At 58.8% G+C, this 20,794-nt stretch carries 15 protein-coding genes and 1 pseudogene; 13 read left to right on the top strand and 3 right to left on the bottom strand.

Features of this window, described 5'->3' with window-relative positions; genetic code table 11:
• The 12 genes and pseudogenes from R6V78_RS20315 to R6V78_RS20260 all read left to right on the top strand — a co-directional run.
• Positions 1-275: pseudogene (locus R6V78_RS20315) on the top strand (UDP-N-acetylmuramoyl-L-alanyl-D-glutamate--2,6-diaminopimelate ligase); the annotation flags it as partial.
• A gap of 4 nt (positions 276-279) precedes the next feature.
• Entirely contained in the window at positions 280-1,695 is a 1,416-nt protein-coding gene (murF, locus tag R6V78_RS20310; RefSeq protein WP_410291218.1) for a UDP-N-acetylmuramoyl-tripeptide--D-alanyl-D-alanine ligase, read from the top strand.
• A 49-nt stretch (positions 1,696-1,744) separates the two neighbouring features.
• On the top strand, positions 1,745-2,824 hold the full coding sequence (mraY, locus tag R6V78_RS20305; protein ID WP_410291217.1) for a phospho-N-acetylmuramoyl-pentapeptide-transferase: 1,080 nt from the start codon (positions 1,745-1,747) through the stop codon (positions 2,822-2,824).
• An 80-nt stretch (positions 2,825-2,904) separates the two neighbouring features.
• Positions 2,905-4,266 (top strand): UDP-N-acetylmuramoyl-L-alanine--D-glutamate ligase, encoded by a 1,362-nt coding sequence (murD, locus tag R6V78_RS20300; RefSeq protein ID WP_410291216.1) that lies wholly within the window; start codon positions 2,905-2,907, stop codon positions 4,264-4,266.
• Positions 4,263-5,387, top strand: coding sequence for a putative lipid II flippase FtsW (ftsW, locus tag R6V78_RS20295; RefSeq protein WP_410291215.1), 1,125 nt, complete (start codon positions 4,263-4,265; stop codon positions 5,385-5,387). The genes murD and ftsW overlap by 4 nt, the downstream gene beginning before the upstream one ends.
• Positions 5,374-6,498: an undecaprenyldiphospho-muramoylpentapeptide beta-N-acetylglucosaminyltransferase gene (murG, locus tag R6V78_RS20290; protein ID WP_410291214.1), complete on the top strand. Its 1,125-nt coding sequence runs from the start codon at positions 5,374-5,376 to the stop codon at positions 6,496-6,498. Before ftsW ends, murG begins: the two co-directional genes overlap by 14 nt.
• On the top strand, positions 6,489-7,910 hold the full coding sequence (gene murC, locus R6V78_RS20285) for a UDP-N-acetylmuramate--L-alanine ligase (RefSeq protein ID WP_410291213.1): 1,422 nt from the start codon (positions 6,489-6,491) through the stop codon (positions 7,908-7,910). The genes murG and murC overlap by 10 nt, the downstream gene beginning before the upstream one ends.
• 3 nt (positions 7,911-7,913) lie before the next feature.
• Positions 7,914-8,771 (top strand): cell division protein FtsQ/DivIB, encoded by an 858-nt coding sequence (locus R6V78_RS20280; protein WP_410291212.1) that lies wholly within the window; start codon positions 7,914-7,916, stop codon positions 8,769-8,771.
• Between the two features lies 1 nt (position 8,772).
• Positions 8,773-10,005, top strand: a complete 1,233-nt coding sequence (ftsA, locus tag R6V78_RS20275) for a cell division protein FtsA (RefSeq protein WP_410291211.1) — start codon at positions 8,773-8,775, stop codon at positions 10,003-10,005.
• A 119-nt stretch (positions 10,006-10,124) separates the two neighbouring features.
• On the top strand, positions 10,125-11,315 hold the full coding sequence (ftsZ, locus tag R6V78_RS20270) for a cell division protein FtsZ (protein WP_410291220.1): 1,191 nt from the start codon (positions 10,125-10,127) through the stop codon (positions 11,313-11,315).
• Positions 11,316-11,380: 65 nt separating this feature from the next.
• Positions 11,381-11,605, top strand: a complete 225-nt coding sequence (locus R6V78_RS20265; RefSeq protein ID WP_410291210.1) for a hypothetical protein — start codon at positions 11,381-11,383, stop codon at positions 11,603-11,605.
• A gap of 66 nt (positions 11,606-11,671) precedes the next feature.
• On the top strand, positions 11,672-13,417 hold the full coding sequence (locus tag R6V78_RS20260) for a radical SAM protein (RefSeq protein ID WP_410291209.1): 1,746 nt from the start codon (positions 11,672-11,674) through the stop codon (positions 13,415-13,417).
• A gap of 159 nt (positions 13,418-13,576) precedes the next feature.
• On the opposite strand, the gene R6V78_RS20255 is transcribed toward R6V78_RS20260, so the two are convergent.
• Both R6V78_RS20255 and R6V78_RS20250 read right to left on the bottom strand, forming a co-directional pair.
• Positions 13,577-15,547, bottom strand: coding sequence for a response regulator (locus R6V78_RS20255; RefSeq protein WP_410291208.1), 1,971 nt, complete (start codon positions 15,545-15,547; stop codon positions 13,577-13,579).
• A 23-nt stretch (positions 15,548-15,570) separates the two neighbouring features.
• Positions 15,571-17,724 (bottom strand): HDOD domain-containing protein, encoded by a 2,154-nt coding sequence (locus R6V78_RS20250; RefSeq protein WP_410291207.1) that lies wholly within the window; start codon positions 17,722-17,724, stop codon positions 15,571-15,573.
• A gap of 469 nt (positions 17,725-18,193) precedes the next feature.
• On the opposite strand from R6V78_RS20250, the gene R6V78_RS20245 reads away from it, so the two are divergent.
• Positions 18,194-19,213 (top strand): GGDEF domain-containing protein, encoded by a 1,020-nt coding sequence (locus R6V78_RS20245; protein WP_410291206.1) that lies wholly within the window; start codon positions 18,194-18,196, stop codon positions 19,211-19,213.
• 74 nt (positions 19,214-19,287) lie between these two features.
• On the opposite strand, the gene R6V78_RS20240 is transcribed toward R6V78_RS20245, so the two are convergent.
• The gene (locus R6V78_RS20240) at positions 19,288-20,793 is read right to left on the bottom strand and encodes a diguanylate cyclase (RefSeq protein ID WP_410291205.1); all 1,506 of its coding nucleotides are present in this window, start codon (positions 20,791-20,793) and stop codon (positions 19,288-19,290) included.
• Position 20,794 lies beyond the last annotated feature (1 nt).

Genomic DNA, 20,794 nt, shown 5'->3' with positions numbered 1-20,794 from the left:
TCGCCCAGGTGGAGGCCGGGGTGCGCAGTGTCTGTACCCGGCGGTTGGCGGCCGACAGCCTCGCTGCCGGATGGCAGGGAAAGGGATATCTGGTGGAATCGGACCGGCAAAGGGCCATTGCGGCGGCCATCGGCGCAGCCCGGGCCAATGACGCCGTGCTGATCGCCGGAAAGGGCCACGAAACCTACCAGATCCTGGCCGATGGACGCATTCATTTCGACGACCGGGAAGTGGCCCGCCAGGTGCTGGCCGCCATGAACGCAACGGGAGTGTAAGCGTGTGACACCCTATGCCTGGACCACAGCGCAAGTGTTGACGGCCACCGGCGGATCCCTGATTTCAGGAACGGCGGAGATGGTTTTTGCCGGCATCGGCATCGACTCACGCACCATCGGACCGACGCACCTGTTTGTGGCCATTGCCGGCGCATCCCATGACGGTCATCGCTTTGTGGGCGATGTGCTCGATCGCGGGGTCCAGGGGCTGGTCGTGGCCGGCAGCCGGGTGGCCGATATGCCCATGGACCGGATTGCCGCAGGCGGTGTTGCCTGCGTGGCCGTGGATGACACCACCCGGGCCCTGGGTGCCCTGGCCCGTTTCAACCGCAACCGGGGCAGTCTCAAGGTGCTGGCCGTCACCGGATCCAACGGCAAGACCTCCACGCGCATGTTCATGGACCTGGTGATCCAAAAAACCTATTCCACCTTGAGCACCGCCGGCAATCTGAACAACCACATCGGTGTGCCGCTGACGCTTTTCCGACTGGCACCGGCGCACCAGGTGGCCCTTTTGGAACTGGGGATGAACCATGCCGGCGAAATCGGCCGACTGGGCTGCATCTGTGAACCGGACGTGGGGGTGATCACCAACGTCGGGCCGGCCCATCTGGAGGGACTGGGCAGCCTCGACAACGTGGCCCGGGCCAAGGGGGAGTTGCTGCAGGCCATTCGCCCAGGCGGCACGGCCATTCTCAATGCCGATGATCCGCGGGTTGCGGCCCTGGCCGGCAGCACGGGTCATCCGGTGGTCTATTTCGGCTGCGACCGCCGGGCGCAGATCCGGGCGGATGACATCCGTCTGACCGATGCGGGCACCGCTTTCAGGCTGGTCACCCCGTCGGGCGCCATTGCCGTGACCCTGGCCACCCCGGCGCGGGTGATGGTGTCCAACGCGCTGGCTGCGGCGGCCGCGGGCGAAGTTTTGGGGGTGCCCCTGGCCCTCATCCAGGCGGGGTTGGCATCTTTTTGCCCCCAGGCCGGGCGCATGGGCATCCGGCTGCCGGGCCGCGACCTTTGCGTGCTGGACGATACCTACAACGCCAATCCCAGCTCCATGGCGGCGGCTATCGAGACGCTGGCGCGCATGCAGGCCAACCGCCGCACCCTGGCCGTGCTCGGGGACATGCTTGAACTGGGGCCGCAATCGGCGGCGCTGCACCGGGAAATCGGCCGGGCCGTGGCCGATGCCCGAATCGATCAGCTGCTGGTTACCGGCCGCTTCGCATCGGCTGTGGCCGAGGGGGCCATGGAGCGGAAAATGGCGGCAGAGCGGATTTTTACCGGAACCAAGCCGGCCCTCGTCGAGCGGTTGAAGCGCCTGCTTCGGCCCGGTGACCTGATTCTGGTGAAAGGGTCCCGGGGAATGGCCATGGAAGAGGTGGTCGCAGCAATGGGTCGATGGGCGGAGGATCGATGAACAACCGTGTAAACAGGCTGACGGCAGAACAAAGGCGCGCTACCGACAGATGATTTATCACCTGCTATATCCGCTGCATACGACCTTTGCAGCCTTTAACGTGTTCCGGTACATCACCTTCCGGACCATTTACGCCAGTCTGACCGCCTTCCTGATCTGTTTTCTGCTGGGTCCCTGGGTGATCCGGCGCCTCGCCATGCTGCAGGTGGGACAGTACATCCGGGAAGATGGACCCAAGGAGCACTACAAAAAGGCCGGTACACCCACGATGGGCGGCGTGCTGATCATTTTTGCCGTGGTCGGCGCCACCTTGTTGTGGGCCGACCTGACCAACCGCTACGTGTGGCTGACCCTGTTGGCCACCGTGGGGTTTGGTGCCATCGGTTTTACCGACGACTACCTGATGCAGGTTAAAAAAAGGAGCCTGGGTCTGACCGCCCGCCAGAAGATATCCCTGCAGGTGCTGCTGGCGGCCCTGGTGGGGCTGCTGGTTTACCTGGTGCCCGGCTTTTCGTCCAAGCTCAGTGTGCCCTTCTTCAAGCAGCTGACTCCGGATCCGGGCTGGGGATATATCTTTTTTGCCGCGGTGGTCATCGTGGGCGCCTCCAATGCCGTGAATCTCACCGACGGACTGGACGGACTGGCCATCGGCCCGGTGATCATCGCCGCGTCGACCTATATGATCTTTGCTTATGTGGCCGGCCATGCGCGTATCGCCGACTACCTGCAGGTCGCATCGGTGGCGGGGGGCGGAGAAATTTCGGTATACTGCGGCGCCCTGGCCGGCGCCGGGCTGGGGTTTTTATGGTTCAACGCCTACCCGGCCCAGGTATTCATGGGCGATGTGGGCTCACTGTCCATGGGTGCGTCACTGGGCACCGTGGCCGTCATCACCAAGCAGGAATTCCTGCTGGTGCTGGTGGGCGGCCTGTTCGTCATCGAAGCCCTTTCCGTAATTTTTCAGGTGGGTTTTTTCAAAATGACCAAGGGCCGCCGCATTTTCCGAATGGCGCCCCTGCACCACCATTTTGAATTGAAAGGCTGGCCGGAGCCAAAGGTGATCGTACGTTTCTGGATCATCGCCATCGCGCTGGCATTAATTTCCATGAGTACGCTGAAACTGAGGTAGGGCCGTATAGGTTTAATCATCGCCTGTATTCTCGTTATCATTAAATCTTTGGCTGAGTTTGAAAAAAGTTGGGGCACCCTTTGGATCTTCGAAACAAACGAACCGTGGTGGTGGGCTTGGGACGATCCGGCGTGGAGACGGCCCGATTTCTTGTCAAACGGGGCGCTCGGGTGACGGTGACGGATCGTGCCCCGGCCGACGCCCTCAGGGCTGCCGTCAGGGCCCTGAACGGATTGAATGTTCAGCTCAAATTGGGCGGGCATGACGGGGCGGATTTTGAAAGCGCCGATCTGGTGATATTGAGTCCCGGCGTTCCACACACCCTGCCGATACTGGAAGCGGCCTGGGCCAGGGGAATTCCGGTTATGGGTGAAATGGAACTCGCCAGCGGCTTCATCGACCAGCCGATTCTGGCGGTGACCGGTACCAACGGAAAAACAACGACAACGGAACTGGTTGGCAAAATGCTTGAAAAAAGCGGCAAACGCGTGTTTGTAGGCGGCAATATCGGCACCCCGCTCATCGCATATGCGGATGGTGCCCATGCACGGGCCGACGTGGTCGTGGCCGAGGTCAGCAGCTTCCAACTGGATACGGCCATCGATTTCCGGCCGGATACTGCCGTGATGCTCAACATCACCGATGACCACCTGGACCGCTATGCGAACTTTTCGGCTTATGCGGATTCCAAATGGCGCATATTCGAAAATCAGCGTCCGGGCGACGCGGCGATCCTCAACGCCATGGATGCCACCGTCGCCACCATGATCAAAAAACGCCCCCCGGCGGCCAGGCGGCAGCTTTTTTCGGACCAGGCCATCGCCACGGGTGCGCAGATATTGAAGGATAAGATTGTGCTGTTCGATGCAGGTCGGCAGACGGGCGGATTCTCTCTGGACAAGACCGCATTGATTGGCGGCCACAACCGGGAGAACATGGCTGCCGCATGCCTGGCCGCCAGGGAGCACGGCGCTACCGAAGCCGGCATCCAGCAGGCCCTCGACGATTACAAAGGGCTGCCCCATCGTCTTGAAACGGTGGGGCGCCTGCGGGGGATCGATTTTGTCAACGATTCAAAAGCGACCAATGTAGACGCGGTAAAACGCGCCCTGGCGTGCTTCGACCGGCCGGTGGTGTTGATCATGGGCGGTCAGAACAAAAAGGGCGATTTCTCCCAGCTCAAAACCCTGGTGGGCCGGCATGTAAAGACGCTGGTGGTCATGGGTGAAGCCAAAGACGAGATCATAACGGCCCTGGCCGGGGATCCGCAAAAGGGCATCCTCGAGGCCTCCTCCATGCAAGAGGCGGTGGAAAAGGCCTTTGGTGCGGCCGTGGAGGGGGATACCGTGCTGCTCTCTCCGGCCTGTGCCAGTTTCGATCTGTTCGACAACTATGCCCAGCGGGGCAATTGCTTCCGGGAAAGCGTGGAAAGGCTGAGATGAACACAGCGGCAAGGCGAACCGGCGGAAAACCCGTGGTTTATGATCTGGGACTGCTGTTTCCGGTTTTGCTGCTTGTGGGCATGGGCATCGTCATGGTTTACAGCGCCAGCTCGGCCCTGGCGCTCAAGAAGTTCGGCAGCGACTACTTCTTTTTAAAGAAGCAGGCCATGTTTTCCCTGATCGGCATCGTGGTGCTGGTGACCTTCAGCTATATTCCGTTCCGCCTCTACCGGGTGCTGGTCTATCCGTCCCTGATCCTGGCCACCGTGATGCTGGTGGCGGTGGCCTTCACCGGACTGGGCGTGACTGCCGGCGGATCCTCCCGCTGGCTGCAGATCGGTCCGCTGCGCTTTCAACCATCTGAACTGGCCCGGCTGGCATTGGTCGTTTATATGGCCTATTCCATGAGCAAGAAGGATGACCTGCTGCGGGATTTTTATGTCGGTTTTTTGCCCCATCTGCTGGTCCTGGGCCTGTTTACAGCGCTGCTGCTGGTTCAGCCCGACTTCGGATCGGTGGTTATTTTCGCCGCAATGACCTGGATCATGCTCTTTGTGGGCGGGTGCCGCATCACCCACCTCCTGTCGGTTTTTCTGGTGCTCGCGCCGATGGTCTGGCTTTTCATGACCCAGGCCGAATACCGGGTCAAACGGCTGATGAGCTTCCTGGATCCCTGGCAATATCCGGCGGACGAGGGTTACCAGATCGTGCATTCATTGATGGCATTCGGCACTGGGGGAATTACCGGGGCGGGAATCGGCAAGGGCTATCAAAAATTGTTTTATCTTCCCGAACCCCACACGGATTTTATTTTCTCCGTGGTGGGCGAGGAACTGGGGCTCATCGGCGTCATGGTCGTGATCCTGCTTTACGCCATCATGCTGGTTCGCGGCATCCGCATCGCCCGCAATGCCCAGGACCGATTCGGTTCCCTGCTGGCCATGGGCATCACGGTGACCCTGGGCCTTCAGGTGTGCATCAACATGGGGGTGGCGCTGGGGCTGCTGCCAACCAAGGGACTGACCCTGCCGTTTCTCAGCTACGGCGGAACGAGCCTGCTGATCAACATGGCGGCGGTGGGAATCATGATGAATATCGGAGCACGGGATGCGCGCTGCTGAACCCAAACAGGCCTGGCGGCCGCTCACAGTTGTCGTTGCCGGCGGCGGCACCGGCGGACACCTGTTTCCCGGCATCGCCGTGGCCGGCGCGTTTTCCGCGAGAAATCCGCGCAGCCGGATTCTCTTCGTGGGTGCCGGCCGGCCCTTCGAACGGGAGGTGCTGGACCGTGCCGGGTATCCGCAGCGCACCATCCCCATCGAGGGGATCAAGGGCAAAGGGTTGTGGGCCAGGACCCGGGCATCCATGAAAATTCCCGCTGCCCTGCTCCGCTCGGCCGCCATTCTGGCCGATGTCCAGGCGGATCTGGTCGTCGGTGTGGGCGGCTACGCTGCCGGACCGGTGGCCCTGGCCGCCTGGTTCAAAAAGATCCCGCTGGTTGTGTGTGAGCAGAACACCGTGCCCGGCATTACCAACCGGATGCTTTTCCCACTGGCCAGACGGATCTATGTCAGTTTTGAACATACGCGGGGGAAAATCGCTCCGTCCAAGGTGCGTTTTACCGGCAACCCGGTGCGCCAGCAGATTCTGGACGCGCCGACGGCGGCATGCCGGGGGGAAAAAACCTTCACGATCCTGGTCGCGGGCGGCAGTCAGGGGGCCCATGCCATCAATCTGGCCATGATGGACGCACTGCCGCACCTGCGCAACAAGGCTGCGATCACCATCGTCCACCAAACGGGTCCCGACGATCGGGATCGGGTGGCCGAAGCCTATGTGAAGGCGGGGGTCAGGGCCGAGGTCAAGGCCTTTTACCATGACATGGCATCGTGCTACGGCCGGTCGGATATGGTGCTCTGCCGGGCCGGCGCCACAACCGTGGCCGAGCTGACCGCATTGGGCAAGGCGGCCGTGTTGATTCCCTATCCGTTTGCCGCGGACAACCATCAGGAGTTGAACGCCCGGGCCCTGGTCGACCAGGGCGCGGCGCAGATGGTGCTCGAACGCGACCTGAACGGAGTGGACCTGGCCCGGCGTCTGGATGCACTGGCCAAAGACCCCGACCGGCTGGCGGCCATGGCGGCCCGATCAAAAAGGCTGGGTAAACCCGATGCGGCCCAAACCATCGTTGACGATTGCTATCGACTGGTAGGAAACGATTCATGTACCTGAAAAAATACCATATCCATTTTGTCGGCATTGGCGGGATTGGTATGAGCGGCATCGCCGAACTGCTCTTGAATCTGGGCTACCGGGTCTCCGGATCCGACCTGAAGGCCACCGACATTACGGCTCATCTGGCGCGACAGGGCGGCAGCATTCACATCGGGCACCGGGCCGGGCAGATCAGCGGCGCCGATGTGGTGGTGGTCTCTTCGGCGATCGACACGCAAAACCCGGAGGTGGCCGCCGCCAGGCAGGCGGGGGTTCCGGTCATTCCCCGAGCCGAAATGCTGGCCGAACTCATGCGGCTCAAATACAGCGTGGCGGTTGCCGGTGCCCATGGCAAGACCTCCACAACCTCCCTGGTCGCCAACGTCCTGGCCGGCGGGGGGCTGGACCCCACCGTGGTCATCGGCGGCAAATTGAAAAGCATCGGCCGCAACGCAGTGCTGGGACAAGGGGACTTCATCGTGGCCGAAGCCGACGAAAGCGACGGCTCGTTTCTCAAGTTCTCCCCGGCGATTGCCGTGGTCACCAACATCGACCGGGAGCACATGGACTTTTACGCGGATCTGGATGCCATTAAATCGGTTTTTCTCAGTTTCATCGACCGGATCCCTTTTTACGGCCTGGCGGTGCTCTGCCTGGACAACGAACCGCTTCAGAGCCTCCTGCCCCGAATCAAGAAGCGCGTGACCACATACGGGCGCAGCACCCAGGCCGATTATCAGGCGCGGGACATCAGTTTCGGTGCGATGAAAAGTCGGTTCACCGTCGTACATCGCGGCGAAAATTTAGGCGAGTTTGGGTTGGCCATGCCCGGCATGCACAATGTTTACAATGCCCTGGCAGCCATTGCCGTCGGCCGGGAACTGAACATCCCGCTGGACGCCATCAAACACGCCCTGGAGACTGCCGAAGGCGTGCAGCGTCGACTGGAAATCAAGGGTCAGGTCAAGGACCTCACCGTGGTGGACGATTACGGGCACCACCCCACCGAGATCCAGGTAACCCTCGAGGCTGTCAAAGAAAACTGGCCGGACCGCCGCAAGGTGGTGGTTTTCCAGCCCCACCGCTACACGCGCACCCGGGCCCTGCTGGAGGAGTTTACCCGGTCATTCAACAACAGCGATGTATTGGTGGTGCTGCCCATCTACGCCGCCAGCGAAGCGCCCATTGAAGGGGTGAGCGGTGAGGCGCTGGGAGCCTGCATCCGGGCCCACGGCCATCGAAATGTCACCTGTCTGGGCGGCCTTGAAGACTGCGTTGACCACCTTGAAAAAACGTTGCTGCCCGGTGATCTGCTGCTGACCCTGGGTGCCGGCGATGTCCATCGCGTCGGGGAAATTATTCTCGATCGGTGGGCCGCTCAGCTGAGGACGACCGGCTCCGGAATCCAGACGCCGGAGGATAGGGATTAGGCCTTGAAAACCAAGCCGACCCGCAAAAATCGATTCAGGCAGAACCGGCAGGCCCAGCAGACCCTGAACCGGAGCCGGGTCCGGTTTGCCGCCAAAGCGCTTGCGGGGGGCCTGGTGTTGGTGCTGGCCAGTGCCGCCTTTATCTTCGCCTATGATTATTTTACCCAGACCCGGCAATTCCAGGTGCGCCGGATCGAGGTGACCGGTGTTCAGCGCCTGACCCGCCAGCAGGTTCTGGCGATTGCCGGGTTCGGACCGCAGACGAATATCCTCGCCGTGAACCTGACCACGACCCGCAAGCGGCTCTTGGCCGATCCGTGGATTGCCGAAGCTGTGGTCAGCCGGGAAATTCCTTCCGGTCTGCACGTTCACATCCGGGAAGAGGTGCCCCTGGCCTATTTGGACATGGGCGCCGGCGATGGTTTTTTGATCAACGCCGCCGGTGAGGTGTTCAAGCGGGAAACGGGCTCGGACAGCGACGTTACGCCCAGGGTGCAGGGGCTGGATCATGCTGATCTGCCCGTTTCCGGCAGGCCTTCCAGTGAAGCCTTCAGGGCCGTGATGACCCTTTTGAATCTTGCCGGGGAGCAGCACAGCCCGCTGCCACGCAGCAGCATCCGCCGGATCCACATGGACCGTGAAATCGGTGCCACCGTGTACACCGGGGCAGACAATCGTGCGCTGAAGCTGGGATTCGGCCGTTATCGGGAGAAGTGTGAAGCGCTGGGACGCCTGATGGCCCGGTTGAGCGGGGAGAGCCGGCTGACCCGGTGCCGGGTCATCGATCTTTTTGACGTTAATCGGATCGTGATATCGCCGGCATCGGAAGATCCGTTGGTCGCGGAGCATAAGGAGGGATAAGTTGCGGGGAGCCAGACAAGGCAATATCGTCGTCGGCCTGGATATCGGCACCACCAAAATCTGCGCGGTGGTGGGCGAAGTGACCGGCCGTGAAATCAACATCATCGGCATCGGCACCCATCCGTCCATAGGCTTGCGCAAGGGCGTGGTGGTCAACATCGAATCCACGGTCGAGTCCATCAAAAAGGCGGTGGAAGAGGCAGAGCTCATGGCCGGTTGTGAAATCTCGTCGGTATATGCCGGGATTGCCGGCGGCCATATCACCGGTTTCAACAGTCGCGGCATCGTGGCCATCAAGGGGCAGGAAATCACCCAGCAGGACGTGGACCGGGTTATCGATGCGGCCCGGGCAGTGGCCATTCCCATGGACAGGGAAGTCATCCACGTGCTGCCCCAGGAGTACATCGTTGACGACCAGATCGGCATCCAGAACCCGGTGGGCATGGCCGGTGTCCGCCTCGAGGCCAAAATCCACATCGTCACCGGTGCGGTCACCTCGGCCCACAATATTGTCAAGTGCGCCAACCGGGCCGGACTGGATGTCTGCGACATCGTTCTGGAGAGTCTGGCTTCGGGTGAAGCGGTGCTCACCGAAGAGGAGAAGCAGCTGGGCACGGGGTTGATTGATCTGGGCGGAGGAACCAGCGATCTGGCCATTTTTTCGGGCAAGAACATCAAGCACACCTTCGTGCTGGCCCTGGGGGGAGACAACCTGACCAATGACATCGCCATCGGTGTGAGGGCTCCCCTGAACGAGGCTGAGCGGATCAAACGCAAGTTCGGCACCTGCAACGGGGCGGCCATCAACCCGGATGAAACCATCGAGGTGCCGGGGATGGGCGGCCGCCAATCCCGCAAGCTTCCACGCCAGATTCTAGGGGAGATCCTGGAACCGCGCATGGAGGAAATTTTTACCCTGCTCCAGCGGGAGATCTACCGCTCCGGCATGGAAAACATGATCACCTCGGGAATCGTTCTGTGCGGGGGTACGGCCCTGTTGGAGGGCGCCGTCGATATCGCCGAAGCCATCTTCGGTGTTCCCACACGGCTGGGCAGGCCGCGGGGCATCGGCGGCCTCACCGATGTGGTCAACAATCCCATGTACGCCACCGGTGTGGGGCTGGTCATCTTCGGGGCCAAAAAGGAGCCCGAGAAAAAATTTCGTATCCGGGACAGGAACATTTTCAACAGTCTCATCGCCCGGATGAAAAAATGGTTCAAGGACGTCATCTGATTCCAAGGGGGAAGAGAGGCCGTCCGGCAGGCAATGGCAATCGTGAAAAACTTTAAACCAAGGCGTACAGGCAAACGCCGCTATGGGCAACGCAAGTAAAGGGGGAGATTATGACTGGCATGTTTACGTACGTGGAGAGGGAAAATTCGGCAAAAATCAAAGTAATCGGCGTTGGCGGAGCGGGAGGCAATGCGATCAACAACATGATCGCGGGCAACCTGAATGGCGTCAAGTTCATCTCCGCCAACACCGACTCCCAGGCCCTGGAGGTTTCGCATGCGGAAATCCGCATTCAGCTGGGAACCCAGATCACCGAAGGCCTGGGTGCGGGTGCCAACCCCCAGGTGGGGCGGGATGCCGCTCTGGAGAATGCGGAGATGATCAAGGACGCATTGGCCGATTCCCACATGGTCTTTATCACTGCCGGTTTCGGCGGTGGTACGGGAACCGGTGCGGCACCGGTGATTGCACGGCTGTGCAAGGAAATGGGCATCCTTACCGTGGCCGTGGTATCCCGACCGTTCTCTTTTGAAGGCAGAAAGCGGGCCAAACAGGCCGATGAAGGCATTCTCGAACTCAAAAAAGCAGCCGATACGGTGATCATCATTCCCAATGACCGGCTGCGTGGACTGGCTTCCAAGAATGCCAAGATGGTCGATATGTTCAAAAAGGCCGACGAGATCCTGCTCCATTCGGTCAAGGGGATCACCGACCTGATCATGATGCCGGGGCTGGTCAACCTGGATTTTGCCGATGTAAAGACCACCATGTCCCGGGCCGGTATGGCCATCATGGGCATTGGCATCTCCAGCGGCGAGAACCGGGCGCTGGAAGCGGCCGAACGGGCCATTTCACACCCGCTGCTCGAAGACATCAATATTTCGGGCGCCAAGGGCGTTCTGATGAACATCACCTCCAACAGCAACCTCACCATGGAAGAGATGACGGAAGCCTCCGAACGCATCTACAATGAGGTGGGCGAAGACGCGGAGATCATCTGGGGTGCGGTCATCGACGACAGCGTGGGTGATGAGATGAGCGTAACCGTCATTGCCACCGGAATCGGCGAGAAAGACAAGCACAAGGAGGCGGCCCCGAAAGCAGCCGACCCCACCTACGGCGGCAAGGTGCGCGATATCACCCCGGCGGATCTGGCCCGATCCCCGGAGCTGGACGAGCCTACCTTTATCCGCCGCCGGCAGGCGGTCAATGACCGACCGGCCAGTGAACTCTATCGGGAGTATAAGGGCATCGTCATCGACAACGACGACCTGGACGTTCCCACATTCTTGAGAAGAAAAGCGGATTAATTTTCTGTCGGAAGGTTTCGGCACCATGCGGATCGGTTGCGACAACCCCATACAGAGGATGGATGATGCAGCATCTACAGTGCATTGACCACCAGATCGGTGGCCGCAGGATGGGTGATGAACGGCGGGGCTATGCCTATGCCTGTTGCATCCCTGAGCGCCGCAGCGGAAAGGACCGCCGCAGCGGCATCGATCGCCGCCAGCAAAACCGGATCAGCGCGATCATGGTGTCGGCCGATGAACCCGACGCCGCCGTGCCGATGCGATCCGCCGACGCCAAAGCGTGGTGAACGCGCAGAAAGCGGATGCAAGGCGTCAGGGTTGACCGGCGATGCGGATGAAGGTCTGCGGGAAACATGGCCACAAGAACACAACAGACCCCCAGCGGGCTTGCGTCGGCCGAACGCGGCGTGATTCGAAAAACGTCGGCCGGCCGCATTCGCGTGGCCCTGGTCTACCCCAACAGCTACCAAGTGGGGATGTCCAACCTCGGGTTCCAGACCGTTTATCGGCTGATCAACGCTGTCGATCATGTGGTATGTGAACGTGCTTTTTTACCGGAACAGGATGGCGGTAAAAATCGTCGGGTGCTGACGGTCGAGTCCCAGACGCCCATCGAAGACTTCGACATCATTGCCTTTTCGATCTCTTACGAGAACGATGCACCCGGTGTGCTTACCATCCTGGAAACAGCAAGACTCCCCTTGCCGGCCGCCCAGCGTGGCGCGACTCTCCCCCTAGTGCTGGCAGGGGGAGTCTTCTGTTTTCTCAACCCTGAACCGCTGGCCCCGTTCATCGATGTTTTCATGCTGGGCGAGGCCGAGGCCCTGATCACCCAATTCTTCCGGATCTTTGACCCGTCGGCCCCCAAGCAGTCCAATTTGCTTGCCCTCTCCCGCCACGTTTCCGGCGTCTATGTGCCGGCCTTATACCGTCCCGCCTACCATGCTGACGGCACCCTGGCTGCGGTCGAACCGCTGGCCGATGTGCCTGTTTCCGTCAGGCGGATGATGGTGCCGGACTTGTCCAGCCTGCCCACGGCGAGCACGATTCTTACCCCGGAGACCACATTTGACGACACTTACCTGATCGAGGTTTCCCGGGGGTGCCCCCATGGATGCCGCTTCTGCAGCGCCGGATATGTCTACCGGCCGCCGCGTTTCCGCCCCATTGGTCTGCTGGACCGCCAGGTGGACGACGGGTGTGCGCTGACCGACCGCATCGGCCTGGTGGGTGCGGCTGTTTCCGATCTGCCGGGTATTCGCGACCTTTGCAGCAAGGATCGCGGCCGGGAGATCCGGTTCTCATTCAGCAGTCTGCGGGCCGATGCCCTGGATGGCCCCCTGATCGAAGCGCTCAAAAAAAGCCGGGTGAAGACGGCTACCATTGCACCGGATGCCGGCTCGGCGCGCATGCGCCGGGTGATCAACAAAGGGATTACCGAAGACCATGTGGTCGCTGCCGCCGACATCCTGGTGGCGGCCGGCATTCCCAACCTGAAAGTCTATTTCATGATCGGCCTGCCCACGGAAACCGAGGCCGATGTGGCCGCCATCGTAGATCTGGTCAAAAAGATCAAACACCGTTTTCTAAAAACCAGCCGGGGTAAGGGGCGCATCGGAGAGATCACCGTGAGCCTGAGCTCCTTCGTGCCCAAGCCGTTTACCCCCTTTCAGTGGGTGTCCATGGACGAGGTGCCGACCCTGAAGACCAAAATTAAGCGGGTCGCGGCGGGTTTGAAAAGCACAGCCAATGTGCGTGTGCATGTCGATGTGCCCCGCTGGGCCTTCCTGCAGGGGATGATCGCCCGTGGGGACCGGCGGGTGGCTGACATTCTGATGCTGGCCCACAGCAACCGGGGCAACTGGCCCCAGACCTTCAAGGCGTCGCCGTTCAACCCCCATTTTTATGTTCACCGCGAGCGCAGTCCCGACGAGCTTTTTCCCTGGGATTTTATCGACCATGGCATTGATAAAGCTTACCTGTTAAGCGAATACCATCGCGCCCTGGCCGGCCGAACCTCCGCCCCCTGTCCCGCCGATCCGGCCAGATGCAGTATCTGCGGCGTCTGCCGAACCAGCCCGAATGATCTTGCGCGCTAGTCAACCGTGATGAACTGGCAATAGGTCGATATTTCAGGTTTATTGTCATCCCCGAGAAGGCGGGGACCCGAAAGGTTCAAATAGGTATAGACAGCGCTGAAGCCTCACTGCGTGCCTCGCCGTCGCGGGAATGAGACACCGGGGACTTTTACGGCGCCGTCAGCCTTGGCTGGCCGTATTTGCCTGGTCCAGGATCGCTCTTAATTTTTGGGAAAGCTCGGAGATGGAAAAGGGTTTTTGGATGAACCCATTGCATCCTCTGCGCATTATTTTCTCCGCCTGATCGTTGATCGCATACCCGCTGGCCAGGATTACCGGCATCTGCAGACAGATTTTGCGGATATGATCGAAGGTCTTCCCGCCATCCATACCCGGCATAATCATGTCCAGAACCACCACGTCAATGCCGGTGGTCATGCGGTGCACCACCTCCACGGCCTCTTCGCCGCTTTTGGCGGTTATGACCCGGTAGCCCAGCCTTTTCAACAAGGCCTGGCCGACGTCGATGATCATGTCCTCATCATCGACCAGCAAAACCGTCTCGGTCCCATGGCAGATGCTGCCTGGCAGTGAACACTCCTTTACCACCCGTTTTTCAGAAATCGGCAGGTAGATGTCAAACGTGGTGCCCCTGGCGACTTCACTGTGCGCATGGATGATGCCGGCGTGATTTTTAATAATGCCATAGGCCGATGCCAAGCCCAGTCCCGTTCCCCGGCTTTTCTCCTTGGTCGTGAAAAATGGATCGTAGATGTGGGCGAGGGTCTTCTGCTCCATGCCGATGCCGCTGTCGGTGACCGCTATGTGGGCATAGGCTCCGGGCACCGCCTGATGGGGCACGCAGTCTTTGGCGCCCAAGACGACCGTCCGGGTTTCCAGGCTAAGTGTTCCCCCGTCCGGCATTGCCTGCCAGGCATTGACATACAGGTTCAGCAGAACCTGCTCGATCTGCCTGCTGTCGGCCTCCACCACGATATCCGCATCATGGAAACGGGTTTGAATCGTGATTTCCTTTTTGGTGCGCCCAAACATCTCGGCACTTTTTCGGATCAGCGTGTTTATATCCGTGGGTTTGACTTCGTACTTGCCGCCGCGTGCGAAACCCAGCAGCTGTTTGGTGAGGTGCGTCGCGCTGCGAATGTATTCATCGATGGCCTGCAGATGTTCACCCGCGGGGTGAGCCTCTCCAAGATCCATTGAGATCAGTGAACAACGGCCCTGGATGCCCATCAGCAGATTGTTGAAGTCGTGGGCGATGCCGCCGGCGAGTGTGCCCAGCGACTCCATCCGCTCGGCATTTTGAAGCTGGGCATGCAGCCGCTGTCTTTCGCTGATGTCCCGGATTACCCCATGGGTGCCGACGTGGTGCTTGCGGGTGCCGCCTGCAGATTCCTCGTAGATCCCCATGGATTTGAGTTCGACGTTCAGGTATTTTCGAAAGTTGTCGTGCGGCTGTCCATCGCCGAGCGCCTTCAAGCGCAGCTCAATCCCTGGCGCGGCACGATCTCGCGAGCGTCTCTCGTCGAAAAACCATTGGGCTTTGTCGCGATCCTCATCGCAGACAATCGTGGAATAGTGTTTCCCGATCAAATCCTCAATGGTGAACCCCAACAGGTGCTCCAGCGCTTCGCTTAAAAAGGTGAAATTCCCATTGGCATCCAAGGTATAGATAATGTCCGGGCTGTTCTGAACCAGGTATCGGTATTTCTCCTCGGACCGGTAAAGCTTGGAGTTGATTTTTTCCTTATCCCGCTTGAGGGTTTTCTGATTGATTGCATTTTCAACGGTTCTGAGGAATTCTTCTAATTCAAACGGTTTTCTGAGGTAGTCGTAGGCCCCCGATTTCAGTGCGGCCAGTGCTGAATCGAGATCTGCGTCGCCGGTGATGACAATGACGGAGGTGTCCGGACTGCGGGACTTGATGATCTTCATGAGGTCGGTGCCGGTCATATCCGGCAAGTGGACATCCAGGACAGCCAGGTCGAATGCATGTTCAGCGGTCAGGGCCAATGCGTCCTGGCCGCAGTTCGCCGTCGTGACTTCAAAATCCCGGGTGTTTAGAAGAAACACCAGACTTTCGCACATCCGGAGTTCGTCATCAACGACCAGGATTTTCGGTGATCGCTGCATTGATGATGCCCTGTCTTTAGCGGTTATCCGCCGGCTTGAAGCGGCAATTCAATTTTAAAAACGGTCCCTTTATCCATGATACTCTCACAGGTTATACGGCCATGCAATGACCGAATAATGTTGTAGGCGATGGAAAGGCCCAAACCGGCATGCATGCCCTGCTTCGAACTCACATACGGGTCAAACAACTTTGCCTGCATGGCTTCTGAAATGCCCGGTCCATCATCTTTGAATTGTATCTCGGCGTATCCGCTGGACCCCTTTTTCCCATGGCCCAATTTGCCGCCGATCGGGGGTGGAACATGCCGGGTCTCGATAAAAAGATTTCCACCCGATTGCATGGCTTCAGCTGCATTTTTGATCAGGTTGATAAAGACCTGTTTGAGTCCCGCCTTTTCTGCGAGCACGGCCGGCAGGCCCGGATCCAGGTTTGTGTGCAGGTTTACATTCGCATGTCTGAGCAGGGATTCCTTGGTGAGCGTGACGATGTCCATCAGCAGCGAATTGATATCGGTCGTCTCCCGTGTGGGTTTTTTTGGGGTGGAAAATTGGGTTAAACTTTTCAGAAGATGGGCTGCCCGGCTGATCTCCTCGTTGATAATTCTGATCTCATCCAGAGGGATTTCTTTGCCGGAAAACTTGATTTCGAGGATCTTCAGGTAATTTTTGATAATGCTCAAGGGATTGTTGACTTCGTGAACCACCCTTTTGGCCAGATCGCCGGCGGCTTCCGCACGCGTTGCCTGAATGGCCTGCAACTGTTGCCGCTTCAGCTGATGGAGCTGCAGCGCCATGGCCCCTTGATGGCCCAAAAGATTCAACAGGGGCACTTTTTTTAAAAGGTGCGGCAAATCATTCTTCTGGATTGCCAGCACCAGAACCCCCACCGCATCCCCACGGGCGACCAGGGGAAGGTAAAAGAGGCCCTGACCGTCGAGCAGGCGCAGGAGTTGATTGTCGAGGATCGTTAACGGGTGTCGTTCCTGTGCATGCAAAGAGTCCATCGGTTGCTTCTCGACAAGCGTCCTTACCAGCAGACTCTGGTCCATGCCCATGGAGACGGCAAGGCCGTGGTTCTTCCGGTAACGCCCCGTCTGGTCTTGCGTATAGCCGCGCAGGATTCCCTTTTCAGCATCATAGAGAAAGCACAGGCAACGATCCACATCCAACAGAATTTTCAGGCCGTTTGAGATGACCGACAACATGTCGCTTGTTTCGCTTGCCGATAGAAAGCCCTCCAGCGAGCCCATGAGCAGCGCCAGGTTGCGGACGTTCCAAACCAGCTCATCCTGAACCTGCCGGTCCTTTGGATCGATCGTTTCCGGGTCCGGTTGACCGGTACGCATATCGATGCCCAACGCTGCGGCCACATCGGTGGCCTCCTGACCGGATTTTTCGATCAGTGCGTGGCATTGGTCTGCGGGCAGCCCCAAAATATTTTGGGCGGCCACAACGCCTGCATCGATTCTGGCGCTGTCGTCCTGACTTAAACAATTGGCCACCCAGACGATCTGCGTCATCAAAAGGGCCTGAGCGATGCGGTCTGGAGGTTCATGATGGTAGCGCGCCGAATCGGCAATCACGGTCTGAAATTTCCAGCGGTGCAGAAGCCATGCCGCGACCTCGCAATGGGTTGCTCCCAGGCGGGCTTCAACGGCTGTCAACCGCTGCCCGTCGCTGCGGCAATCGGCAAGCAGGCCATCATAGGCCGCCGGAAAGTTTACCCACAGCACGACCTTGCCGATGTCATGTAAAAGGCCGCAGACAAAGGCCTCATCCGGCTGTTCGGCCTGGATCTTTGCGGCGATGGTTTTTGCCAGAAAGGCGCACCGGAGGGAGTGCCACCAGAAGGCTTTCAGGTTGAAATTGGTGTTCTTTTTCGGTTTGGGAAAGGCTTCATAGACACAGGCGCAGATGGCCATGTTCCTGATGCCGCTGGTACCGACAAGCACCACGGCATGGTTGATTTCCTGGATTTTTTGGGACAGGCCAAAATAGGCAGAATTGACCAGCTTGAGGATCTTGGCACTCAATGCGGGGTCCTTGCTTACAATGGCTGCGATTTCCTCGAGATCGACGCTGTCCCGGTTGCAGGCCTCAAACAGGTTCAGCAGAATATGCGGAAGGGTGGGAAGGTTTTTCAGCGTAGCGATCTGATCAAAAAAAGCGTTTTGCATTCACCGCCACCTTCCCAATCAGAAAGGATATCGGACAAGCTGTTCCCCATTGCATGGGTTCTTTGTGCGATGTAGATATCGGCATAACCCATTGTGACTTTAGCTTGTTATTAAAATAAGCACATCCACGGAGTTGGGCAGGAAACAGGGCACTTCCCGGCGTCAGGTCAACTGCGCAGGGTGGCATACCCGGCACGGGCAGATCCTGCTGTTGAGGGCCCTTGGCATTTGTTTGCTCACCGAATGGATTTTTAGGCCGAATGGATCTGTCCGTCAAGTAAATAAATATCCTGAGCCATCCGGTGCGGCACCGGTTTTTAATTGACACGGGAGGCCTTTTAATTTAAATAAAACAATATCTTGAAATTTAAGAGGTCTGTCCGGCCGGGTCGGCTTGTGTCGAACCGGTCAACGCATGGAAAGGGTGCCTGTCCAATTGTTTTCCCCCCTGCAGAAAGAAGATCGTCAAATGCAATATGATGACAGCATTGAACGTTCACGGCAGTATCTGCGCCTCGCCCTGGAACTGATCGGTAAACATGGGCTTCCCACGGACCCTCTGAACTACTGCATCTGGTATGAATATGCCTCTGGAAAAAATGCGCAGCTGAACACAGCCATAGACAAATATCTGCAGGATAAGGCTGTCTTTTCCGAAGAAACCTCCCGGCAGCTTTTCAATCAGTACATTGCCAATGGCAGGGAAGCCGTCACCACGCTGGTTCGTGAAGAACTGAAAAAGGTCTTCGCTGAAATCATGGGCGCCATCAGAATCACAAACCAGCAGTTCTCCCAGTCCGAAAACAATCTGGAGAATATCAACGAATCCCTGGTACCCACGCTGACCGAGGCCGATGTGGAAATGATCGTCAATCAGATCAAACAGGAGATCAAGCGTCTGGAATCCAGCAGCGGCGCATTTAAAGAGCAACTCCAGCAGGCGACCCGTGAAATCGATCAGTTGAAAATCAAGTTGGCCCGCTACCAAAATGAAGCCCTCAAGGACCCCTTGACCCGGATCGACAACCGCCGGGGATTTGAGCAAAAACTGAAGGATGCCATCGGCAGGGCCGATGCTTCCAAAAATCCCCTTTGCCTGATCATGGTCGACATCGATCACTTCAAGAAAATCAACGACGCCCACGGCCACCTGGTTGGAGACAACGTGCTGCGAATGGTCGCTGCCACCCTCAAGGATTCCATCAAGGGAAGGGACTTGGCAGCCCGCTTGGGTGGCGAAGAGTTTGCCATCCTGTTGCCCGACACGCCCTTTGACGGAGCAATTAAACTGGCCGAGGATTTGCGCCTCACGTTTGAGCGACTTGACTTGAAGAAGAAAAGCACCGGGGAAAGCCTCGGGAAAATCACCCTCTCCTTTGGCGTCACCACCTACAACATCGGTGAAGCCGCTGAAGATTTTGTCAATCGGGCGGATGAGGCCCTATACCAGTCCAAAAAAACGGGCCGGAACAGGGTGACCGGTCTTTAGCGCCCGGTTCGAAAGCATCCCACCCCGATTCATCGCATGTGATTCCATCGCGTTTGACCCCAAGGAGGAATTCGTCACCGGCTTTGAAACTGGCCGACGGCGTCTTTGCCGGCCTCCTTGACGGCGAAAAGGGCGTGGTCGGCTGCGGCAATCAAGCCGTTTAAGTCCGTGGCATGCTGCGGAAAGGTCGCTATCCCAAAACTGGCCTGCAGCCGGACCTCGATACCCTGATTCAGCACATAGACCGTATTTTTCAGCCTGGAATGAATTTCGGAGGCTTTCTGCAGTGCCTGGGAACGGTCCAGCCCCGGCAGGACAACCACAAACTCGTCTCCGGCATAGGCCACAGCGAAAGCCGGTTCCTGCAGGCAGCTGCGGATGGTGCCGGCGACCTGCTGGATGGCCCGACTGCCATTGAGGTGGCCATGCGTGTCAACGACGCGTTTGAAATGGTCCAGGTCCAGGAATATCAGTGAGATCGGGATGTCTGTGGATTGGGCGCGTTCAATCCACTCGGCGAGGGACTGGTATAGATAGCGCTGGTTGTAGAGACCGGTCAATCCATCCCGAAAGGCTTGAGCCCGGAAGCGCTGCTCGCTCTCGCGCAGCGCCGCTTCCGCCCGCTTGCGTTGAGAGATGTCCACCAGGGCAATCGCCACCCGTGACAGGGTATCCTCGTGGCCGGAGACGACCAATGATTTCCCCAGAACGATTTTGGGTTCGCCGGTTGTCGTCACGAGGGTCTCTTCACGTTCGACCGTGGTGTTTCCCGCGGCTGCTACGATGATGATCTCCCGGGCCATCTTTAAAAAACCCGTTGCGTCGGTTGGAATAAAAGCACCGCGGGGTCCAGTCCTGCCGGCAACCCCCATCAGTTCCAGGAAGGCTTGATTATAATCCGCGGTCTTGATCAACGACCAGCAATGGTGCACTTGCAGGGGATTTTGCTCCAGGTATTCTCTGAAATCAGAGACCCCGGATGCGCGCAGCTTTTCCAGATAGACCTTCAGGTGCGAGACATCCCATTCGATCAGGGCGATGGGCGCGGATTGAAACAGCTGGCGATAGCGTTTCTCGCTTTCCCTGAGGGCCTCTTCGGTCTTTTTCAGATCGGTGCAGTCTTCAACCATGGCCATGACACCGTTAACGGCGCCATCCCTTCCCGGTATGGGGCTTAGGTAGTAGCGGAAATGGATGCGGGTTCCCTGGGGGTCGGTATAGGGCTGCTCGGATATAACCGGCTGCTGTTGGGCGATGCAGCGCCGGATATCGGCAACAATTCCCGATGCCGCCATGGCCTGGTAATGGAAAAGGTTCATGGATGTCGGGTCGTCGACGGACGGCCAGGAAAACATTTCCAGCATTTTGCGGTTGATACCGGTCACACCACCGTGGATATCGATGGTGAAGATCCCCAGCGGGGCGCTGTCGCCCAACAGCCGGTTTCTTTCTTCAAGGGCGCTGAGGGCGGCCTCGGCCTTCTGGCAGCGCCGCTCCGCGTCCTCCAATCTGGCAGCCTCCCGGCGCAAGGCGTTGAGCTCAGTCATGATCGCTAGCGTGTTCTCAGATTCCTCGGGCATC

This window comes from Desulfosarcina sp. (genome assembly GCF_046496365.1).
Lineage (GTDB): Bacteria > Desulfobacterota > Desulfobacteria > Desulfobacterales > Desulfosarcinaceae > Desulfosarcina.
Note: the sequence above shows the minus strand (reverse complement) of the source record. Positions and strands in the feature narration are given on the sequence as shown.

Bases quoted from the DNA above. Each gene is read 5' to 3' on its own strand.
- R6V78_RS20255 (WP_410291208.1), bottom strand. From the start codon at position 15,547: ATGCAGCGATCACCGAAAATCCTGGTCGTTGATGACGAACTCCGGATG.
- murG (WP_410291214.1), top strand. From the start codon at position 5,374: ATGCGCGCTGCTGAACCCAAACAGGCCTGGCGGCCGCTCACAGTTGTC.
- R6V78_RS20240 (WP_410291205.1), bottom strand. From the start codon at position 20,793: ATGCCCGAGGAATCTGAGAACACGCTAGCGATCATGACTGAGCTCAAC.
- ftsW (WP_410291215.1), top strand. From the start codon at position 4,263: ATGAACACAGCGGCAAGGCGAACCGGCGGAAAACCCGTGGTTTATGAT.
- mraY (WP_410291217.1), top strand. From the start codon at position 1,745: ATGATTTATCACCTGCTATATCCGCTGCATACGACCTTTGCAGCCTTT.
- R6V78_RS20260 (WP_410291209.1), top strand. From the start codon at position 11,672: ATGGCCACAAGAACACAACAGACCCCCAGCGGGCTTGCGTCGGCCGAA.
- murC (WP_410291213.1), top strand. From the start codon at position 6,489: ATGTACCTGAAAAAATACCATATCCATTTTGTCGGCATTGGCGGGATT.
- R6V78_RS20245 (WP_410291206.1), top strand. From the start codon at position 18,194: ATGCAATATGATGACAGCATTGAACGTTCACGGCAGTATCTGCGCCTC.
- ftsZ (WP_410291220.1), top strand. From the start codon at position 10,125: ATGTTTACGTACGTGGAGAGGGAAAATTCGGCAAAAATCAAAGTAATC.
- R6V78_RS20265 (WP_410291210.1), top strand. From the start codon at position 11,381: ATGCAGCATCTACAGTGCATTGACCACCAGATCGGTGGCCGCAGGATG.
- R6V78_RS20250 (WP_410291207.1), bottom strand. From the start codon at position 17,724: ATGCAAAACGCTTTTTTTGATCAGATCGCTACGCTGAAAAACCTTCCC.